16 protein-coding genes are annotated in these 18625 nt (G+C 63.3%); 11 read left to right on the top strand and 5 right to left on the bottom strand.

All coding sequences use genetic code 11. From position 1 onward, the window contains the following. Position 1 precedes the first annotated feature (1 nt). The 3 genes from Q8L25_RS11595 (at position 2) to Q8L25_RS11585 (ending at position 2168) form a co-directional block, all read left to right on the top strand. Entirely contained in the window at positions 2–625 is a 624-nt protein-coding gene (locus Q8L25_RS11595; RefSeq protein WP_308924958.1) for a chemotaxis protein CheC, read from the top strand. A gap of 5 nt (positions 626–630) precedes the next feature. Next, complete coding sequence (locus tag Q8L25_RS11590) at positions 631–1611, top strand: sensor domain-containing diguanylate cyclase (RefSeq protein WP_308925708.1); 981 nt, start codon at positions 631–633, stop codon at positions 1609–1611. Between the two features lie 122 nt (positions 1612–1733). Further along, on the top strand, positions 1734–2168 hold the full coding sequence (locus Q8L25_RS11585; protein WP_308924957.1) for a pyridoxamine 5'-phosphate oxidase family protein: 435 nt from the start codon (positions 1734–1736) through the stop codon (positions 2166–2168). Here the strand turns inward: Q8L25_RS11585 and Q8L25_RS11580 are convergent. The 3 genes from Q8L25_RS11580 to edd all read right to left on the bottom strand — a co-directional run bounded on the left by Q8L25_RS11580 (position 2158) and on the right by edd (position 5326). Then, positions 2158–2697 (bottom strand): Rhs element Vgr protein, encoded by a 540-nt coding sequence (locus Q8L25_RS11580; RefSeq protein ID WP_308924956.1) that lies wholly within the window; start codon positions 2695–2697, stop codon positions 2158–2160. The genes Q8L25_RS11585 and Q8L25_RS11580 overlap by 11 nt on opposite strands. A gap of 84 nt (positions 2698–2781) precedes the next feature. Continuing rightward, entirely contained in the window at positions 2782–3411 is a 630-nt protein-coding gene (gene eda / locus Q8L25_RS11575; protein WP_308924955.1) for a bifunctional 4-hydroxy-2-oxoglutarate aldolase/2-dehydro-3-deoxy-phosphogluconate aldolase, read from the bottom strand. Position 3412: 1 nt separating this feature from the next. After that, positions 3413–5326 (bottom strand): phosphogluconate dehydratase, encoded by a 1914-nt coding sequence (edd, locus tag Q8L25_RS11570; protein WP_308924954.1) that lies wholly within the window; start codon positions 5324–5326, stop codon positions 3413–3415. Between the two features lie 326 nt (positions 5327–5652). Here edd and pgi point away from each other — a divergent pair, with 326 nt between their 5' ends. Together pgi and Q8L25_RS11560 are read left to right on the top strand one after the other, a co-directional pair. Then, positions 5653–7305, top strand: coding sequence for a glucose-6-phosphate isomerase (pgi, locus tag Q8L25_RS11565; protein WP_308924953.1), 1653 nt, complete (start codon positions 5653–5655; stop codon positions 7303–7305). Between the two features lie 3 nt (positions 7306–7308). Continuing rightward, on the top strand, positions 7309–8205 hold the full coding sequence (locus Q8L25_RS11560; RefSeq protein ID WP_308924952.1) for an SMP-30/gluconolactonase/LRE family protein: 897 nt from the start codon (positions 7309–7311) through the stop codon (positions 8203–8205). Positions 8206–8270: 65 nt separating this feature from the next. On the opposite strand, the gene Q8L25_RS11555 is transcribed toward Q8L25_RS11560, so the two are convergent. After that, positions 8271–9221 carry a chemotaxis protein gene (locus Q8L25_RS11555; protein WP_308924951.1) on the bottom strand — a complete coding sequence of 317 codons (951 nt, stop codon included), beginning with the start codon at positions 9219–9221 and terminating at the stop codon, positions 8271–8273. A 431-nt stretch (positions 9222–9652) separates the two neighbouring features. Between Q8L25_RS11555 and Q8L25_RS11550 the strand changes: the two genes are divergently transcribed. The 4 genes from Q8L25_RS11550 (at position 9653) to tal (ending at position 14403) form a co-directional block, all read left to right on the top strand. After that, entirely contained in the window at positions 9653–10774 is a 1122-nt protein-coding gene (locus tag Q8L25_RS11550) for an ISAs1 family transposase (RefSeq protein ID WP_374694299.1), read from the top strand. Positions 10775–11041: 267 nt separating this feature from the next. Continuing rightward, the gene (zwf, locus tag Q8L25_RS11545; RefSeq protein ID WP_308924950.1) at positions 11042–12514 is read left to right on the top strand and encodes a glucose-6-phosphate dehydrogenase; all 1473 of its coding nucleotides are present in this window, start codon (positions 11042–11044) and stop codon (positions 12512–12514) included. A gap of 52 nt (positions 12515–12566) precedes the next feature. Beyond that, entirely contained in the window at positions 12567–13421 is an 855-nt protein-coding gene (locus tag Q8L25_RS11540) for an SIS domain-containing protein (protein ID WP_308924949.1), read from the top strand. Between the two features lie 46 nt (positions 13422–13467). Further along, positions 13468–14403 carry a transaldolase gene (gene tal / locus Q8L25_RS11535; protein WP_308924948.1) on the top strand — a complete coding sequence of 312 codons (936 nt, stop codon included), beginning with the start codon at positions 13468–13470 and terminating at the stop codon, positions 14401–14403. A gap of 70 nt (positions 14404–14473) precedes the next feature. Here the strand turns inward: tal and Q8L25_RS11530 are convergent, their stop codons facing one another. Then, complete coding sequence (locus Q8L25_RS11530; RefSeq protein WP_308924947.1) at positions 14474–15286, bottom strand: hypothetical protein; 813 nt, start codon at positions 15284–15286, stop codon at positions 14474–14476. 169 nt (positions 15287–15455) lie between these two features. On the opposite strand from Q8L25_RS11530, the gene Q8L25_RS11525 reads away from it, so the two are divergent. Both Q8L25_RS11525 and Q8L25_RS11520 read left to right on the top strand, forming a co-directional pair. Further along, on the top strand, positions 15456–16544 hold the full coding sequence (locus Q8L25_RS11525) for a patatin-like phospholipase family protein (protein ID WP_308924946.1): 1089 nt from the start codon (positions 15456–15458) through the stop codon (positions 16542–16544). A gap of 308 nt (positions 16545–16852) precedes the next feature. Next, the gene (locus Q8L25_RS11520) at positions 16853–18574 is read left to right on the top strand and encodes a methyl-accepting chemotaxis protein (protein ID WP_308924945.1); all 1722 of its coding nucleotides are present in this window, start codon (positions 16853–16855) and stop codon (positions 18572–18574) included. Positions 18575–18625: the final 51 nt, after the last annotated feature.

The following is an 18625-nucleotide window of genomic DNA, read 5'->3' as shown; positions in this document are numbered from 1 at the left end:
CATGGTCAACCTGTCCGAGCTGGAAAACGACGCGCTGGTCGAAATCTTCAATATCGGCGTGGGCCACGCGGCGGCCGCCATGAGCGAGATCGTCAACGAGGAAGTCACCATGTCGGTGCCCTCGATTACCTTTTTGAACCGTGCCGATGCGGCGGCCCTGCTCGGCAGCAAGCGCGACGGCGACCGCATCTGCGGCGTCAGCCAGCACTACGATGGCGCTTTCGCCACCGAAGCCATCTTGATGTTCCCCGAGGATAAAAGCCTGGAGATCGTGCGCCTGATGGTGGGCGACAGTGTGCCGCTGCAGGAACTGACGGAAATGGAACAGGAGGCGATGAGCGAAATCGGCAACATCATCCTCAATTCCTGCGTGGGCACGTTGGCCAACCTGTTCGACAGCGAACTGCACGGCTCCCTGCCCGTCTACCATGTGGGCACCAGCACGGAAATCCTGTCCGTCTTCGGCGACCAGGGCGACGACGTGGTGCTGATGCTGCATATCGACTTCGTGCTGGCCAAGCACCAGATCCACGGCTATGTGGCGTTTGTACTGGACCTGTCCGCCTTGCACGACCTGAAAGAACAGGTCAACCGCTACCTGGCCAAGGTCTTTGGACCGGCGTGAGCACCATGCCCGACACCTTGCAGCGCTTGACCCTGCTCGAAAGCATTATTGGCGCCGTCAACCTGGGCGCCATCGTGCTGGACCAGCACCGCAGCATCGTGCTGTGGAACCGCTGGCTGGAGCGCCATTCCGGATGGAAAGCCGATACCGTGCTGGGCCGCGATTTTTTCGACGTGTTCCCGGAACTGCAGCACAAGCGCATCGAATCGGCCATCACCCAGGCCCTGCGCGACAATTTCCAGTCGCTGCTGTCGCAATCGCTGCACAAGTCGCCGTTCCCGCTGTACCCGCAGGCGGCGGTGACCAGCGACGGCCGCGAGCGCATGCAGCAGGCGGTGGCCGTCACGCCCATCAGCCTGCCGGGCGCGCCACGCCACTGCCTGATCCAGATCACCGACGTCACCATCGCCGTGGGCCGTGAAAAACTGCTGCGCGAGCAGACCATGGTGCTGCGCTCGCAAACCTTTTCGGACGGCCTGACGGGCGTGGCCAACCGCCGCCATTTCGACGTCGCGATCGACAAGGAAATGCGCCGCGCCAAGCGCAGCGGCAGCCCGCTGTCGCTGCTGATGATCGATATCGACCATTTCAAGGACTATAACGACCAGTATGGCCACCAGCAGGGCGACACTTGCCTGAAACAGGTGGCCGGGGCACTGGCGACCATGCTCAACCGTTCCGGCGATGTGCTGGCCCGCTATGGCGGCGAAGAGTTCGCCGCCATCCTGCCCGACACCGAACCGGCCAAGGCGCTGGGCCTGGCCGAGTCCATCCGCAAGGGCGTGCGCGCGCTGGCGATCGAGAATGGACACGAAGATGGCGCGGCGCGCCACATTACCGTCAGCATCGGCGTGGCGACCCAGAGCGGCGCCGCGCCGCTCGACATGGACCAGCTGATCGGCGCCGCCGACCGCGCGCTGTACCAGGCCAAGGATGGCGGACGCAACCGGGTCGTCAGCACCTCCCACGCAACACCGCCGGCCTGACTATCTGCGGTCCAGCGTGAACTGCCGCACGCAGGACCGGCGCCATCCTGTGGTCAACTCCCTCCATGGAGGCGGCGCGCACCGCGCCGTCGTGGCGCCACACACCACCACGGGAGCATCACATGAGCACAATGACCTTGCCGGAACTGGCAAAAAAGATGGCCGACATCGACTACCTGATGTTGTCGACACGTACCGACAACGGGCAGCTGGCGGCCCGGCCGATGAGCAATAACGAGGACGTCGATTACGACGGCACTTCCTGGTACTTCACCTGGGCCGACGCGCGCATGGTCGACGATATCCGCCGCGATCCGTCCGTCGGCCTGGCCTACCAGGGCAAGGCCCATCTCTTCGGCGCGCCGCCGCTGTTTATCGCGGTCGAAGGCCAGGCCGAGCTGATCACCGAACGGCAAGCCTTCGAAGCACACTGGGACGACAGCATGGACCGCTGGTTCAAGCAGGGCCCGGCCACGCCAGGCATCATCCTGATCAAGGTGCAAGCCAAGCGCATCCACTACTGGGATGGCGAGGACGAGGGCGAGCTCACCTTGTAAACCAGCGCCGCGGCAGCAAGCTTGCATTGCCGGGCGACTGCAAGAAGCCGCCCAGCACCTCGCGCAAAAAAGGCAGCCTGGCCGTCATCGAGGCCAGGCCCAGCTGCGTGGCGCCAAAATAGTGGGAGACCAGTTCGGCCTGCTGCTCCATGTTGTAGCCGGCAAACGCCGTACCCGGGATGCTGCTGTCATAGCGGTAGGCGCGCTGGCGAAAGTAGCCGCCGAACAGCGCCAGCAGCAAGCCGTGCCAGATGCAGTTGTAGCCCAGCTGCCACTGCCACACATGCACCATCTCATGGATGAAGAACAGCTTGCCGCCCGCATCCTCGCGTGAAAAGTCAATGCGGTACTGGGGCGGCATGAAATACAGGCTGCCGCGCGGCGTCATGGCCGTGTTCTGGTCCTGCAAATTGAAGGGAAGAAAAGAGCCGCATACCACGCGCACGCGCGCATAGTCGATGCCGTCATGAAAGACGCTGCGCGCCATGGCGATTTCACCAGCGGTCAAGGGACGGCGCAAGTCTGGCATGGGTATCCTGGAAGAAAAGAAAACGGCAAGCGTTGCAAGCTTGCCGTTGGATAGCAACTCAGGCGGAGCGCCCAGGCGTAACGTTTAGGCGGAGCGCAGGCCGCTGGCCGCCTTGGCGATTTCCGTGATGCGGTCCCAGTTGCCGGCCGCGATCGCGTCTTTCGGCGTCAGCCACGAACCGCCCACGCAGGCGACGTTTTTCAGCGCCAGGAACTGCGACGCCGTTTCCTGCGAAATGCCGCCGGTCGGGCAGAACGTCACGTCCGGCAGCGGGCCGTAGATGGCGTTGAGCATGCCGATGCCGCCGGCTGGCACGGCCGGGAACAACTTCAGTTGCTGGAAGCCGTTTTCACGCGCCGCCATCACTTCACCCGGGGTCATTACGCCAGGCAACAGCGGCAGGCCGCTGCTTTTCGCGGCGGCCACCAGGGCGCTGGTCAGGCCCGGCGAAACGCCGAACACGGCGCCGGCATCGCGCGCGGCGGCGAATTCTTCAGGACGGGTCAAGGTGCCCACGCCGACGATGGCGCCCGGCACTTCGGACATGGCGCGGATCGCGTCCAGGCCGTGCTTGGTGCGCAAGGTTACTTCCAGCACGCGGATGCCGCCCGCCACCAGCGCGCGCGCCAGCGGTACGGCGTGTTCAGGATCGTCGATCGCAATCACGGGGATCACGCTCGAGGTACGCATAATTTCCAGGAGTGTCATTGTCATTTTATTTCCTTGCCAAAAAGTCTTCATCGGAGCCCGGCACAGTATCGCCGACATTCTCGCCTTCGTGCAAGGGCACGGTGGTGGGAATCGGCGATGGCAGGCCGAACGTGGTGGCGCCCTCTTCCGCCGCGCTGACGGTGGAGCGGAACATCGAAAACAATTCGCGGCCCATGCCGATATGGCTGGACGACAAATCAGCGGTGACCAGCGCACGCGCATGCCACACGTCGGCCGGCACCAGCGCTTCGAGCACGCCGGTGAAGGCGTCAAGGCGGATGACGTCGCCGTCGCGCACCAGACCCAGCGGACCTCCGGCCAGGATTTCAGGCGAGACGTGGATCGCGGCCGGCACCTTGCCCGACGCGCCCGACATGCGGCCGTCGGTGACCAGCGCCACATGGCGGCCGGCATCCTGCAGGTTGGCCAGCGCCGGCGTCAGCGCATGCAATTCAGGCATGCCGTTGGCGCGCGGACCCTGGAAGCGCAGCACGGCAACGAAATCGCGGTCCAGGGTGCCGGCCTTGTAGGCGGCCATGAACTCTTCCTGCGAATTGAAGACGATGGCAGGCGCTTCGACGGTGCGGTGCTCCGGCTTGACGGCCGACACTTTCATTACCGCGCGGCCCAGGTTACCCGCCACCAGCACCATGCCGCCGTCCGGCGCGAACGGGTTCGAGGCCGGTCGCAGCACGCTTTCGTCGGCGCTGGTCAGTGGTGCATCTTTCCAGAAGACCTTGCCGTCTTCGCCCAGGAACGGTTCCATGCAGTGCGCGCGCAAGCCGTGGCCCAGGATGGTGTTGACGTCTTCGTGCAGCAGGCCCGCGTCCAGCAGTTCGCGGATCAGATAACCGGTGCCGCCGGCGGCGTGGAAATGGTTGACGTCGGCGTCGCCATTCGGATAGATGCGCGTCAGCATAGGCACGATGGCCGACAGCTCATTGAAGTCGTTCCAGTCGATCACGATGCCGGCCGCCTTGGCGATCGCCACCAGGTGCAGGGTGTGATTGGTCGAGCCGCCGGTGGCCAGCAGGCCCACCACGGCATTGACGATACATTTCTCGTCGACGATATGGCCAACCGGCAGGTAGCTGCCGCTTTGCGCCGTGATCACGGCGGCGCGCTGGGCGGCGGCGGCCGTCAGCGCATCGCGCAGCGGCGTGTTCGGGGTGATGAAGGCGGCACCCGGCAGGTGCAGGCCCATCACTTCCATCAGCATCTGGTTGCTGTTGGCGGTACCGTAAAAAGTACAGGTGCCGGCGCCATGGTAGGCCTTCGACTCGCCTTCGAGCAAGTCTTCACGCGTCGCCTTGCCCTGCGCATACAACTGGCGCACCTGGGCTTTTTCCTTGTTCGACAGGCCCGAGGTCATCGGGCCGGCCGGCACGAACACGGCCGGCAAGTGGCCGAAGTGCAGCGCGCCGATCAAGAGGCCCGGCACGATCTTGTCGCACACGCCCAGGTACAGGGCCGAGTCGAACATATTGTGCGACAGCGCCACGGCGGTCGACATGGCGATGGTGTCGCGCGAAAACAGCGACAATTCCATGCCCGGCTGGCCTTGCGTCACGCCATCACACATGGCCGGCACGCCGCCGGCGAACTGCGCCACGGCGCCCACTTCGCGCACGGCCTGCTTGATAATCTGCGGAAAACCTTCGAATGGCTGGTGCGCCGACAGCATGTCGTTGTACGACGAGACGATGGCCACCGATGGCTTCTTGTATTCCTTCAGCGACAGCTTGTCGTTGGCCGGGAAGGCGGCAAAGCCGTGCGCCAGGTTGGTACACGACAGCGCGCCGCGCTGCACGCCCTGGATGCGGGCGGCATCGAGGTGCGTCAGATAGGCGCCGCGCGAGGGCCGGCTGCGCGCGATGATGCGCGCTGTTACGGATTCGACTACTGGATGCAGCGCCATGATGGATTCCTTAAAAAGTATTTTGTGAAATTTTACTACAAAATGGGTGAGCAGAAGCACTCTTGCTTGGGCCAACTCCATAAATATGCCATTTTTTTGCCGCTTTTCAATGCCTGTACGTCCCGCAACAATTTGGCCGAAACGGGACCAGCATCGCCCGATTCAGTGGCCAATCGCCGTGAAAAAAACAGGATGGTGCCGGCTCTCCCCTTCAAACTGTAGTGAATTTACTTTTTTCTGATGTATTATTCTCATATCACCGTCGGCAGCGCATTTTAGGCGCGCCGCATTCCTTATAACCGAGACCCGTACCCCAGCCGACCGCCATGTCCACTCCCGCCCTCACCGCCTTGAATAGTTTCCAACAATTGCAGGCCCACAGCGCCAGCGTGCGCGATGTGCACCTGCGCCAGCTGTTTGCCGGCAACCCGCAGCGCTTTGCGCAGATGACCATCGATGCCGCCGGCCTGCTGCTCGACTACTCGAAGAACCGGGTTGATGCGACCAGCATGGCGCTGCTGATGGACCTGGCGCGCGAACGCGGCGTGGAAGCGCAGCGCGAAGCGATGTTTACTGGCGAGAAAATCAATCTTACCGAACATCGGGCGGTTCTGCACACCGCATTGCGCGCGCCGCGCGGCAGCAAGCTGGTGGTCGACGGCCAGGATATCGACGCCGACGTGCAGGATGTCTTGCAGCGCGTGAAGGTATTTACCGACAAGGTCCGCAACGGCAGCTGGCTCGGCTACAGCGGCAAGCCGATTTCCGACGTCGTCAATATCGGCATCGGCGGCTCCGACCTGGGCCCGAAAATGGCCTGCCTGGCGCTGCGCTCGTATGCCAACCCGGGCCTGGAAATGCATTTCGTGTCGAACGTCGACGGCCACGACATGGAGGCGACCCTGTCGAAAGTCGATCCGGAAACGACCTTGTTCATCGTGGCCTCGAAAACGTTTGTCACGGCCGAAACCATGCTGAACGCCAATACGGCGCGCGCCTGGTTCCTGCTCGAAGCGGAAGAAAAAGACCTGGCGAAACATTTCGTCGCCGTCTCGACCAATGCGGCAGCCATCGTCGAGTTCGGCATCGATCCGGCCAATATGTTCCCGTTCTGGGACTGGGTCGGCGGACGCTATTCGGTCTGGTCGTCGATCGGCCTGGCAGTGGCGCTGGCCGTGGGCTTCGAATACTTCAGCGACTTCCTGGCCGGCGCGCATGCGATGGACCGGCATTTCCGTGAAGCGCCCCTCGAACAGAACATGCCGGTGGTGCTGGCCATGGTGGGCTTCTGGAACCGCCAGTTCCTCGATTGCGGCTCCGTCTCGATCGCACCGTATCACCAGGACCTGAGCCGCTTTGCGGCCTATTTGCAACAGCTGGACATGGAAAGCAACGGCAAGCGCGTCACCAAGGACGGCGAGCCCGTCGGCGTGCCGACCGGCCCCGTGATCTGGGGCGATTGCGGCACCAATGCCCAGCACGCCTATTTCCAGCTGCTGCACCAGGGCACCGACATCACGCCGATCGACTTTATCGCCGCGCTGCGCGCCACCCACGACCTGCCGGGCCACCACGACGCCCTGCTGGCCAACTGCTTCGCCCAGTCGGAAGCCTTCATGACCGGCAAGACGGGCGAGGAAGTACGCCTTGACCTGCAGGCGCAAGGTTTGCCGGAAAACGACATCGCGGCGCTGGTGCCGCACAAAACCTTCCCCGGCAACCGCCCCAGCAACACCATCCTGATGGATCAATTGACGCCGTCGACCCTGGGCGCGCTGATCGCCCTGTATGAACACAAGACGTTCGTGCAAGGCGTGCTGTGGAACGTCAACAGTTTTGACCAGTGGGGCGTGGAACTGGGCAAGGTACTGGCCAAGAAAATCCAGTCCGAACTGACGGGCGAGGCGCAGCCGGAACTGCACGACAGCTCGACCAATGGCCTTATTTCACTCGCACGTGCCGCCAAGGCAGCCTACTAAAACATGAATATCTACGAAATCAAGGTCGTCAGCGACAAACCGATGCAGGTGGGCGAATGCCCGCTGTGGCATGAAAAAGAGCAAGCCCTGTACTGGGTCGATATCGACGGCCGCGCCGTGCACCGCCTCCATCCGGACAGCGGCAAGCATACGCAATGGAACATGCCGACCGAACCGTCGGCGCTGGCGATCAATGCCGGCGGCGGCCTGATCGTGGCGCTGCGCAGCGGCTTCGTGCACCTGGACACCAAGACCGGCAGCCTGGCCGACATCGCGCCGGCGCCGTTCGACATGGCCACCACCCGCTTCAACGATGGCAAGGTCGATCCAAAAGGCCGTTTCTGGGTCGGCACGATCTTCGAGCCGCGCAATGCGGATGCGGCGGAAATGTTCGTGCTGGAAAAGGGGCAAGTGCGCAAGGTATGGTCGGGCGGCATGACGGTCTCGAATGGCCTGGGCTTTTCTCCCGACCGGCACACCATGTACCACTCGGACACCACCACCCACCGCATCGACCGCTTCGACTTCGATGCGGCCACCGGCGCCATTTCCGCACCACAGCCGTTCCAGCGCTTTTCGACCGACAAAAAGGCGGCGGATTATGGCGGCCGTCCCGATGGCGCGGCCGTCGACAGCCAGGGCAATTACTGGTCAGCCATGTTTGAAGGCGGCAAGATCTTGCGCTTCGCGCCCGATGGCCAGCTGCTCGGTGAAATCACGGTGCCGGCCCGTTGCCCGACCATGGTCACCTTCGGCGGCGCCGACCTGCGCACCCTGTATATCACCACTGCCAGCCATAACCGCTCGGCCGAGGAAATCGCCAACTATCCGCTGACGGGGCATGTGCTGTCGGTCAGGGTGGATGTGGCGGGGCAGGTGGAAACGGCCTACCAGGCATAACGGTGCAAATGCAAAAAAACGCCGGCACATGCGAGTGTGCCGGCGTTTTTCATGGTGAAACGTGATCAGCGCGCCAATACCTTGCGTATCGTCTCGGCCAGTTCCGCCGCCACGAACTTGGCCACATAGCCATCGGCGCCCACGCCCTTGACGTGGTCTTCGTTGGTCGAGCCCGTCAGCGACGAGTGGATGACCACCGGGATCGACGAAAAACGGCCGTCATTCTTGATATTGCGCGTCAGGGTGAAACCGTCCATTTCCGGCATTTCCAGGTCGGTCAGCACCAGCGCCACCTTGTCTTTCGCGGTCTTGCCTTCGGCGGCGGCCTGGGTCGAGATCGCTTGCAGCCGCTCCCACGCCTCCTTGCCGGTCTTGGTCATGATGTAGGGCACGCCCATCGCTTCCAGGCCCTTTTCGATCAGGGACCTGGCCAGCGAGGAATCGTCGGCGGCCAGGATCACGGAACCGGGCGGCAGGTGCACCTGCGGGCCGATGCTGGTCTTGTCGACGTCCGGATCGCCGGACGGCAGCACATTGCGCAGGATCTGCTCGACGTCCAGCACTTGCGCCAGGCGCGTCTTGTCGGTATCGCCATCAAGGCGGGCGATGCTGGTGACCAGGCCGCCACCGACGCTCGATTCGGCCGACAGCACCTGATTCCACTCCAGGCGCACGATTTCATCGACCTCTTCCACGGCGAAGGCCTGCGTCGAGCGGGCGAATTCGGTCACCATCAGGATACGCAAGCCATTGCTCTTGCAGCCGACGGCCATCGGCAAGTCGATCACCGGCACGATCTGGCCACGGATATTGACCACGCCCAGCATGTGCGGATGGGAACCGGCAACAGCCGTGATGGCCGGCATTTCCATGATCTCGCGTACCTTGAACACATTGATGCCGAACAGTTCGCGGCTGGTCGAATGGTCGCTGGTGCCGAGCTTGAACAGGAACAGTTCGAATTTGTTATTGCCTGTCAGGCTGGTGCGCTCATCGATCTCTTGCATTGAATTCATTATTTCCCCTTGAGCCGTCTTGTATTGCGTGATTGAAGTCCGCCTTGCCGCGCGCGTTCATGGCTGAATGCATGGTACGGTAGGGTCGGAAGGCGGATTCGGGGCATGGCCGACGCTACAGCGCAGTATATTATCGCCAACATGGTTGTCAGCGTTTTACGCCGATTATACGGTCAATTTATTTCCCCAAAGTTACTTAAATCGGCGGAAAGGCCTTGCGTGTGCTTTTCTTGACGTCCCTGTTGCTACAGCGCAAATCCATGCGGCCGCCGGTGAAAATTTCCGCTGCAACCATGGCTTTACTGGAATGCCAGGGCGATTGCATGAAGCATCAGTGCTTGGTGTGGCCGTAGGTCGAAAATATTGCTTGTAAACGCATTGAGAAAGGCGTTTACTTTCGATATTTGGACGGACAAATGGCAAATGAACCAATCTCGTTGGTGGCGGCATTCGATGACTTGAGCGACCCGCGTGGGCGTCAATGTCCGTATCGACTCGACGAGTTGCTGCTGGCGGCGATCTGCGCAGTCATCAGCGGCGCGGAGAGTTGGACGGCGGTTGTCGAATGGAGCGAAACAAAGCTCGACTGGCTGCGCCAACAGCTGCCCTTTGCCAACGGCATCGCCTCGCACGACACCTTCGGGCGGGTGTTTTCGCTGCTCGATGCGACGCAGTTCGAGGCATGTTTCGTCAGATGGATGGGGACGATGTGCCCGGCGCTGCCGGGGCAGCACATTGCCATCGACGGCAAGTGCGTGCGCGGCTCCCATGATGGCAAACACAGCGCGATTCATCTGGTGTCGGCATGGAGCAGCGCCAGTGGCTTGACGCTGGGGCAAGTGAGGACCGCCGACAAGAGCAACGAGATCACCGCGATCCCTCAATTGCTGGCCACGCTGGACATCAAGGGCGCCGTCATCACGATAGATGCGATGGGGTGCCAGCATGATGTCGCCGCCAAGATTGTCGCTGGCGGCGCCGACTATGTGCTGGGGGTAAAGGATAACCAACCCAGTCTGGCCGAAGCGATACGGTTGTGGTTCGATGCCGCCGAGGCGGGTACCTTGGATCGTCCGTTCTGGGATCACAACCACACTGAAAAGGACCACGGGCGCATTGAAACCCGGCGCTGCCTGGTCACCAACGACGTTGCCTGGCTGGGCCAGCAAAACCAGCACTGGGCCGGCGTCCAAAGCCTGATCATGATTGAATCTAGGCGCGAAATCATCGGCAGAAACAGCAGCGGTGCCGCCAGCGTCGAGCGGCGCTATTACCTCAGCAGCCTAGCAGCCAAAGCGGCTCATCTTGCGCACATCGTCCGGGCCCATTGGGGTATCGAAAACAACATGCACTGGGTTCTCGACGTCGCGTTCCGCGAAGACGATTGCCGTATCAGGGTCGGCGAAGGAGCACAAAACTTCGCCATCCTACGCCGAATCGCCCTGAACTTGCTGAAAAATGAGAAGTCGACCAAGGTAGGCATCGCCACCAAACGCTTAAAAGCCGGCTGGAGTGCTGACTACCTTGCCAAGGTCTTGGGCTTGCCGATCTGATGCTTCATGCAATCGCCCTGACTGGAATGCATGATGACGTGGCAAGTCCGGCGGGCAGGCATATAATGCAGGACTGGCTAGACCCGTCACAATGTAGTAAAATTTCTTGCAATTGCCAGTTCTACGTAGTAAATTTACACCATGAATTTACAGTAGCATAGACTGCGGCACCACGCGGCGATACCAACGCGGCGGCGCGCCACAGCGCTGTCAGCGATCAGCACCCTCCCGGCTCCGGCTCCTTTACTTTTGCGACGACATCATATTATGGCTCTTACCGATTTTGACCTGGTCCTGTTTGGCGGCAGCGGCGATTTAGCCATGCGTAAATTACTGCCTGCAATGTATGCGCGCGATGTCGCGAACGACCTGCCGCCGACGGCGCGCATCATCTGCGTGGGCCGCCAGGACAGCGGCCAGGACGCTTTCCTGAAAATGGTGGAAACCAATTCCCGCCCGCACATCAAGGCCAGCACCCTGAATGCCGCCACGTGGAGCAAGTTCTGCGCGCGCATCGTGTATGTATCGCTCAACGCCAGCGACGCCTCGACCTATGCACCGCTGGTCGAAGCGCTGCGCGGCGATGCCAACCTGACGCGCGTGTACTACCTGGCGACGCCGCCGCACCTGTTCGCGCTGATCTGCGACAACCTGGAAGAAAATGGCCTGGTGACGCCGAATTCGCGCGTGGTGCTGGAAAAACCGCTGGGCCGCGACCTGGCAAGCGCCAAGCAGATCAATGCCGAAGTGGGCAAGGTGTTCCAGGAATCGCAGATCTACCGCATCGACCACTACCTGGGCAAGGAAACCGTGCAGAACTTGCTGGCCCTGCGCTTCGGCAATATCCTGTTCGAGCCGCTGTGGCGCCGCGAGTGGATTTCCGACGTGCAGATCACCATCGCCGAGAAACTGGGCGTGGGCAACCGCATGGGTTACTACGACACCTCGGGCGCGCTGCGCGACATGCTGCAGAATCACCTGCTGCAACTGCTGTGCATCGTCGCCATGGAACCGCCGACCTCGATCGCGCCGGACGCCGTGCGCGATGAAAAGCTGCAAGTGCTGCGCTCGCTGAAAAAATTCACGCCGACCACCCTGGCGCAAAACATCGTGCGCGGCCAGTACCGCGCCGGCCATGTCGACGGCACCACCGTGCCGAGCTACCGCGACGAGCCGGATGCGCCGCAACACTCGCGCACCGAAACCTTTGTCGCGCTGAAAGCGGAAATCGACACCTGGCGCTGGGCCGGCGTGCCGTTCTACCTGCGCACGGGAAAACGCATGGCCGACAGCCTGGCCGAAATCGTCGTGCGCTTCAAGCAGATCCCGCACTCGATCTTCAACCAGCCGACCTCCAGCTTCCAGCCGAACTGCCTGGTGATCCGCCTGCAGCCCGACGAAGGCCTGCGCATGAACCTGATGGCAAAAACCCCGGGCGACGGCATGCGTCTGAAACCGGCCGAACTGGAACTCGATTTCCGCGAATCGTTCAAGACCCCGCGCATGGACGCCTACGAGCGCCTGCTGCTGGACGTCCTGCGCGGCCAGCTGACCCTGTTCATGCGCGGCGACGAACTGGAAGCGGCCTGGGAATGGGTCGAACCGATTCTCGACAACTGGGAACAGAACGACAGCGCGCCGATCCCGTACACGGCTGGCACCTGGGGCCCGGCCGCAGCCAGCGCGCTGATCGGGCGCGATGGCTTGCAGTGGCGTGAAGAAGCTTTACCGGAAGATTGATGGACGCCTTATTTAATGTCCACGTGCAGCACAGTGAAAGAAAGGTTTCCTGATGCTGCTCGACTCCATCCGCACCCAGCTCGACTCGCTCTCCAAATCGGAGAAAAAGGTCGCGCTGGCGGTGCTGGAACAGCCGAACCAGACGGTCAGCCAGAACATCACGGCGTTGGCGAAACACGCGCAGGTGTCCGAGCCGACCGTGGTGCGCTTTTGCCGCACCCTGGGCTATGACGGCTGGCATGAATTCAAGCTGCGCCTGGCGCAGGGGCTGGCGCTGGCCATGCCCGGCGCCAACGAGCAGCCGGCGCAGGATGACCTGGCGGCCGACCTGGTCAATAAAATCTGCAGCCGCTCGATCAATACCCTGCTCGACCTGCGCAACAACCTGAACCCGGAAGCGATACAGCGCGCGCTCGACATTCTGTCGCGCGCCAGCAAGATCGAATTCTATGGCCAGGGTACCTCGGGCATCGTGGCGGCCGACGCCCAGCACAAGTTCTTCCGCTCGGGCGTGCCGACGGTGGCCTACAGCGATCCGAACATCCACAGCATCGCGGCGGCCCTGCTGCGCGGCGGCGATGCGCTGGTCGCCATCTCGCAGCGCGGCAACAGCCCGGCCCTGGTGCGCTCGGTGAAACTGGCGCGCCGCGGCGGCGCCGACGTGATCGTGCTGGCGCCGTCGGGCACGCCGCTGGCGGACCTGGCCACCGTGCTGATCCCGATCGACCTGATCTTCAACACCGACCCCTACACGCCAATCTCGGCGCGCCTAGCCTACCTGGTGGTGATCGACGTGCTGGCCGTGGGCCTGGCCCTGCAGCGCGGGCCGGAGTTCCGCAAGAAGATGCAGAATGCGCAGAAGGCGCTGCAGGAATTTGACATGCAGTTTGATTCGTTTATCGGCTAGTCGGTACAATAGCCCGGCAAGCCCCTCCCTTCTTTCTAGCGCAGCCATGAACCAATTAGAACAACTCAAACAGTACACCACCGTGGTGGCCGATACCGGCGACTTCCAGTCGATCCAGGCGTACACGCCGCGCGATGCGACCACCAATCCTTCGCTGATCCTGAAGGCCGTGCAAAAGGATGAATACAAGCCGCTGCTGGAAAAGGCCGTGCGCGACCATCCGAACGCTTCGACCGGCGAAATCATCGACCGCCTGCTGATCGCGTTTGGCGTCGAGATCCTGCAAACCATCCCGGGCCGTGTCTCGACCGAAGTCGATGCGCGCCTGTCGTTCGACATCGACGGCACGGTGGCCAAGGGCCGCGACCTGGTCGCCCTGTATTCGAACGCCGGCATCCCGCGCGAACGCGTGCTGATCAAGATGGCCTCGACCTGGGAAGGCATCCGCGCCGCCGAGATCCTGGAAAAGGAAGGCATCCGCTGCAACATGACCCTGCTGTTCTCGCTGGCGCAGGCGATCGCCTGCGCCGAAGCGGGCGCGCAGCTGATTTCGCCGTTCGTCGGCCGCATCTATGACTGGTACAAGAAATCGACCGGCATCGACTACCTGGGCGCGGAAGACCCGGGCGTGCAGTCGGTCAAGCGCATCTACAATTACTACCGCAAGTTTGGCTACACCACCGAAGTGATGGGCGCGAGCTTCCGCAATACCTCGCAAATCCTGGAACTGGCCGGCTGCGACCTGCTGACCATCAGCCCCGACCTGCTGCAAAAGCTGGCCGACAGCGATGCGCCGGTGGCGCGCAAGCTGAGCGCCGAAGCGGCGCCGGGCGCCAGCATCGTCAAGATGTCGCTCGATGAGAAATCGTTCCGCTTCATGATGAATGAAGACGCGATGGCGACCGAAAAACTGGCCGAAGGCATCCGCGCCTTCTGCGTCGATACGGGCAAGCTGAAGCAGCTGATCTCGGCGTTGCGCTAAGCTGCGCACCCGATAAAAAAGCGGCGTCCGTGCGGTCTGCACGGCGCCGCTTTTTTCATGCCCGGCCGGATCAGGAACAGCGGAATGTCGCCACGCCCTGGTAGTTGGCGCCATTGGCCAGCGTGACCTTGTAGCCGCCGATCAGCAGGTAGCGTCCGGCGCCGGCGTCTCCCAGCGCCAGCAGGGTGCCGGTGCTGCCGCCGAGGAAGGCACCGGTAATCGCCGTCGATGCGGGCGTGCCTGCCAGGCCCGCGCCGCTGATGCTTCCCGTGCTGCCGCCAGCGCTGGCATCGACCGTCATGGACAAGGCGGCGCCGGCGGCGCTGAACGACAGCGTGGCGCGGCCAGCGGCCGTGCCGAAATAGGCGTTTTGGCCAATCGCGCTGCCGCCCACATAGCTCGGCGCGGTGAAGCTGCCCGCGTCGCAGGCCAGGCTGCCGCTGGCGGGCAGGCTGGCGGGCGTCTTGTAGGCCGTGTAGTGCGCGCTGGCGTTATTGCCCGTCATGATGGTGGCGCCGCCGCTGCTGGTAAGCGTGCCGGTAAACCAGCGCCCTTGCGCAAAGCTGGCGTCGCCGCTGATCTCGCGCGTGATGGCCGGGGTGCCAGTGAAGGTGGTGCCGGCAATCGCGCTCAGCGCGCCAGTGCCGCCTTGCGTGACGGTGGTGAGCGGACCGGTGCTCTGGCTGGCGACGGCCAGCAGCAGGTAACGGCCGTTGGCATTGTTGGCAAAAGGTGCGCTGATGCTGCCTGTGTCGCCGCTGGCAACGGGCGGCGTGACCGGATTGACAGCGTCGCTGCTGCCGGAAGAGGAAGAACCGCCACCGCAAGCGGTCAGCAAGGTCGTGAAGAACAGTGTGCTTGATAACAGGTAGGCTTTGCTCATGTATCCGTTTTTGTCTTTCTGAAAGTCCGTGGCAGGCATGGCGGATGCATTGATCTTTCCGCCATGTTTGATCTTCGGATAATAGTAAAAACCGGCAAGATTTGTCGCACGCCTGATCCGTCCACTGAAGCTACAATGGAAAACTGTTTACCAGCCACGAGCCGCACCCATGTCGCCAAGCACGTCCGCCATCACCATCCGCCTGGGCCGCCGCGCCCGTGCCCGCATTGCCGAGCACGGCTTGCGCGCGCTTGACATCGCCATCGTGCCGGCCGCCGCCGGCGGGCCGAAGGGCTTGATCCTGCACCAGCTGGACTGCTGGCTGTTCGGCGATTTCCTGCCGCGCGCGCCGCGCCGGCGCCAGTTCATCGGCGCCTCGATCGGCGCATGGCGCATGGCGGCGGCCACCTTTCCCGACCCGGTCGCGGCCCAGCGCCGCCTGGTGCGCGATTACGTGGGCCAGCGCTATCCCGACAAGCCGACGCCGGCCCACGTCAGCCGCACCTGCCGCGCCCTGCTCGACGCCATGCTCGACGGCCAGGATGCGCAGCTGCTGCAGCACGCGCAGCACAGCCTGGCCGTGCTGGCCGTGCGCGGCATCGGGGGCCTGGCCAGCCCCGGGCCATGGCGCGACAAGCGCGGCTTTCTGCTGGCCGCAGCCGGCAATGCGCTGGCGCGCGAGCGCCTGGCCGCCTCGCTGGAAAGAGTGGTGTTCCATGCGGGGCCGGACGGCGCCGGCTGGCTGCGTTCGCGCTTCGACGCCTTCAATGCCCACTTCGTGCCTTTGGCGCAGGACAATCTGCGCGACGCACTGCTGGCCTCGGGTTCGATTCCGCTGGTGCTCGACGCCGTGCACGATATCGCCGGCGCGCCGCCCGGGCGCTACTGGGACGGCGGCCTGGTCGATTACCACCTGCACCTGCCCTACCAGCGCGAGCCGGACCTGGTGCTGTATCCGCATTTTGCCGACCATCTCGTGCCCGGCTGGCTGGACAAGGCCATGCCCTGGCGCCGCGTGCGCGGCCAGGATGCGGCGCTGGACAACATGATCCTGGTCTCGCCCTCGCCCGCCTTTGTCGCCAGCCTGCCGAACGGCAAGCTGCCCGACCGGCGCGACTTTCCCCATTACGGCCAGGATCACGCGGCGCGCATGCGCGACTGGCGCCGCGCCATCGCCGAAAGCGAACGCATGGCCGCCGCCTTTGCGCACTGGGCCGAGCAGCCGGACCTGCGCCAGGCGCTCGACCTGCACGCCTGAGCGAAAAACAACAGCCGCTCCCGGACGCACCAGGGCGGGGCGTTTTTCATACCGGCAGTCAAATCTCCATGGTAGGATTCGCACATTGCCACCCTTTGTTTTCTTGATCCAAGGCATGGCTTTTTTGCTTATTTTCATTTTTTCCAGCTTTTAGGCCCCATCCCCGCCTTCCGAATCTTTCGGCCGGATACCCTTCGGCCCCGCAGCCGCAGCAGCTTCGAACATGGCGCCAGCCATGCGCCATCGTCATGCCCATGTAGCATTTCCAATAGAGAATGCTTTATTGATTACTGTAACCAAAAGACACCATGAAAACACTCTCGAACATCCGCATCGGCGCCCGCCTGGCGATCGGCTTTGCCGTGGTGCTGCTGCTGGCCATCGTGTGCACCTCGTTTTCCGTGATCAGCGCCTGGGGCAACGCCCAGGCGACGCGCGCCATGATGGAAAAGCCGCTGGCCAAGGAGCGCCTGGCGTCCGACCTGTACCTGCTGATCTATTCGGCGGTGGAGCGCACCTCGCTGATCGCCAAAAGTTCGGACGAGAGCTTGTCGGTGACGTTTGCCGATGCCATCGCGGCCGGCACCAAGAAGGGGGGCGGACTGCTGAAACAGGTGGAGGGCATGCTGTCGACCGAGCAGGAAAAAGCCACTTTTGCCTCGGTGATGCAGGTGCGCGGCGTGTACCAGGAGGCCAAGCAGGCGGTGATGGCGGCCAAGAAAACCGGCCAGGCCGCGGACGCCGAGCGCGCCTACACCCAGCAGTACATGCCGGCCGCCGAAGCCTACCAGGCCAAGGTCCAGGGTTTCCTGGCCCAGCAGCGCCAGGCCATCGACGACACCGCCCTGGCGATCGAGCAGGCCAATACCCGCAGCCTGACCCTGACCGCCATCCTGGCCGGCCTGATGATCGTCTTCGGCAGCCTGTGCGCGTGGCTGATCACACGCTCGATCACGCAGCCGCTGCAGGCGGCCATCGCGGTGGCCACCACCGTCGCCGAGGGCGACCTGCGCACCACCTTCGGCCACGCCACGCGCGATGAAGTGGGCGACCTGATGCGCGCGCTAAAAGGCATGAACGATGCGCTGACCAACGTCGTGTCGCAGGTGCAGACGGGCACCCACGCGATCGCCACGGCATCGAGTGAAATTGCGGCCGGCAACCAGGACCTGTCGTCGCGCACGGAACAGCAAGCGAGCTCGCTGGAAGAAACCGCCTCCTCGATGGAAGAGCTGACCTCGACCGTGAAGCAGAACGCCGACAATGCGCGCCAGGCCAACCAGCTGGCCCTGTCCGCCTCGGAAGTGGCGGAACGGGGCGGCGGCATCGTCGGCCAGGTGGTCGACACCATGGGCGCCATCGATGCCTCGTCGAAAAAGATCGTCGACATTATCGGCGTGATCGACGGCATCGCCTTCCAGACCAACATCCTGGCGCTGAACGCGGCCGTGGAAGCGGCGCGCGCCGGCGAACAGGGGCGCGGCTTTGCCGTGGTCGCCACCGAAGTACGCAACCTGGCCCAACGGTCCGCCAGTGCGGCGAAGGAGATCAAGAGCCTGATCGACGACTCGGTGGCGCAGGTCAACGGCGGCAGCCGGCTGGTGCAGCAGGCCGGCAGCACCATGAACGAGGTGGTCGACAGCGTGCGCCGCGTGACCGACATCATGGCCGAGATCACCTCGGCCAGCGCCGAGCAGAGCATGGGCATCGACCAGGTCAACCAGGCCATCGCGCAGATGGACCAGGTGACCCAGCAGAACGCCGCGCTGGTGGAAGAAGCGGCGGCCGCCGCCGAAAGCATGCAGGACCAGGCGGCGCGCCTGGCGCAGGTGGCTTGCGGCTTCAAGCTGGAGCAGCCGCTGGCGGTGAGCGCGCCGGCTTCCGTGAAGCCGCGTCCCGCCGTGCATGCCAGGCATGTGACGGCGGCGGCGCCACGCAAGAGCGCCGCGAAACCGGCCCTGGCGGCCCACCCCGCGCCGCGCAAGGCGCCCGCCATGCCGGCCGGGGAGCAGGACTGGGAAGAGTTTTAAAGACATTGACAGCGGCATTTCCCGTGCCAATACTGATGGCAGGTGGGCCAG

This window comes from Janthinobacterium sp. J1-1 (assembly GCF_030944405.1).
GTDB lineage: Bacteria > Pseudomonadota > Gammaproteobacteria > Burkholderiales > Burkholderiaceae_D > Janthinobacterium.
Note: the sequence above shows the minus strand (reverse complement) of the source record. Positions and strands in the feature narration are given on the sequence as shown.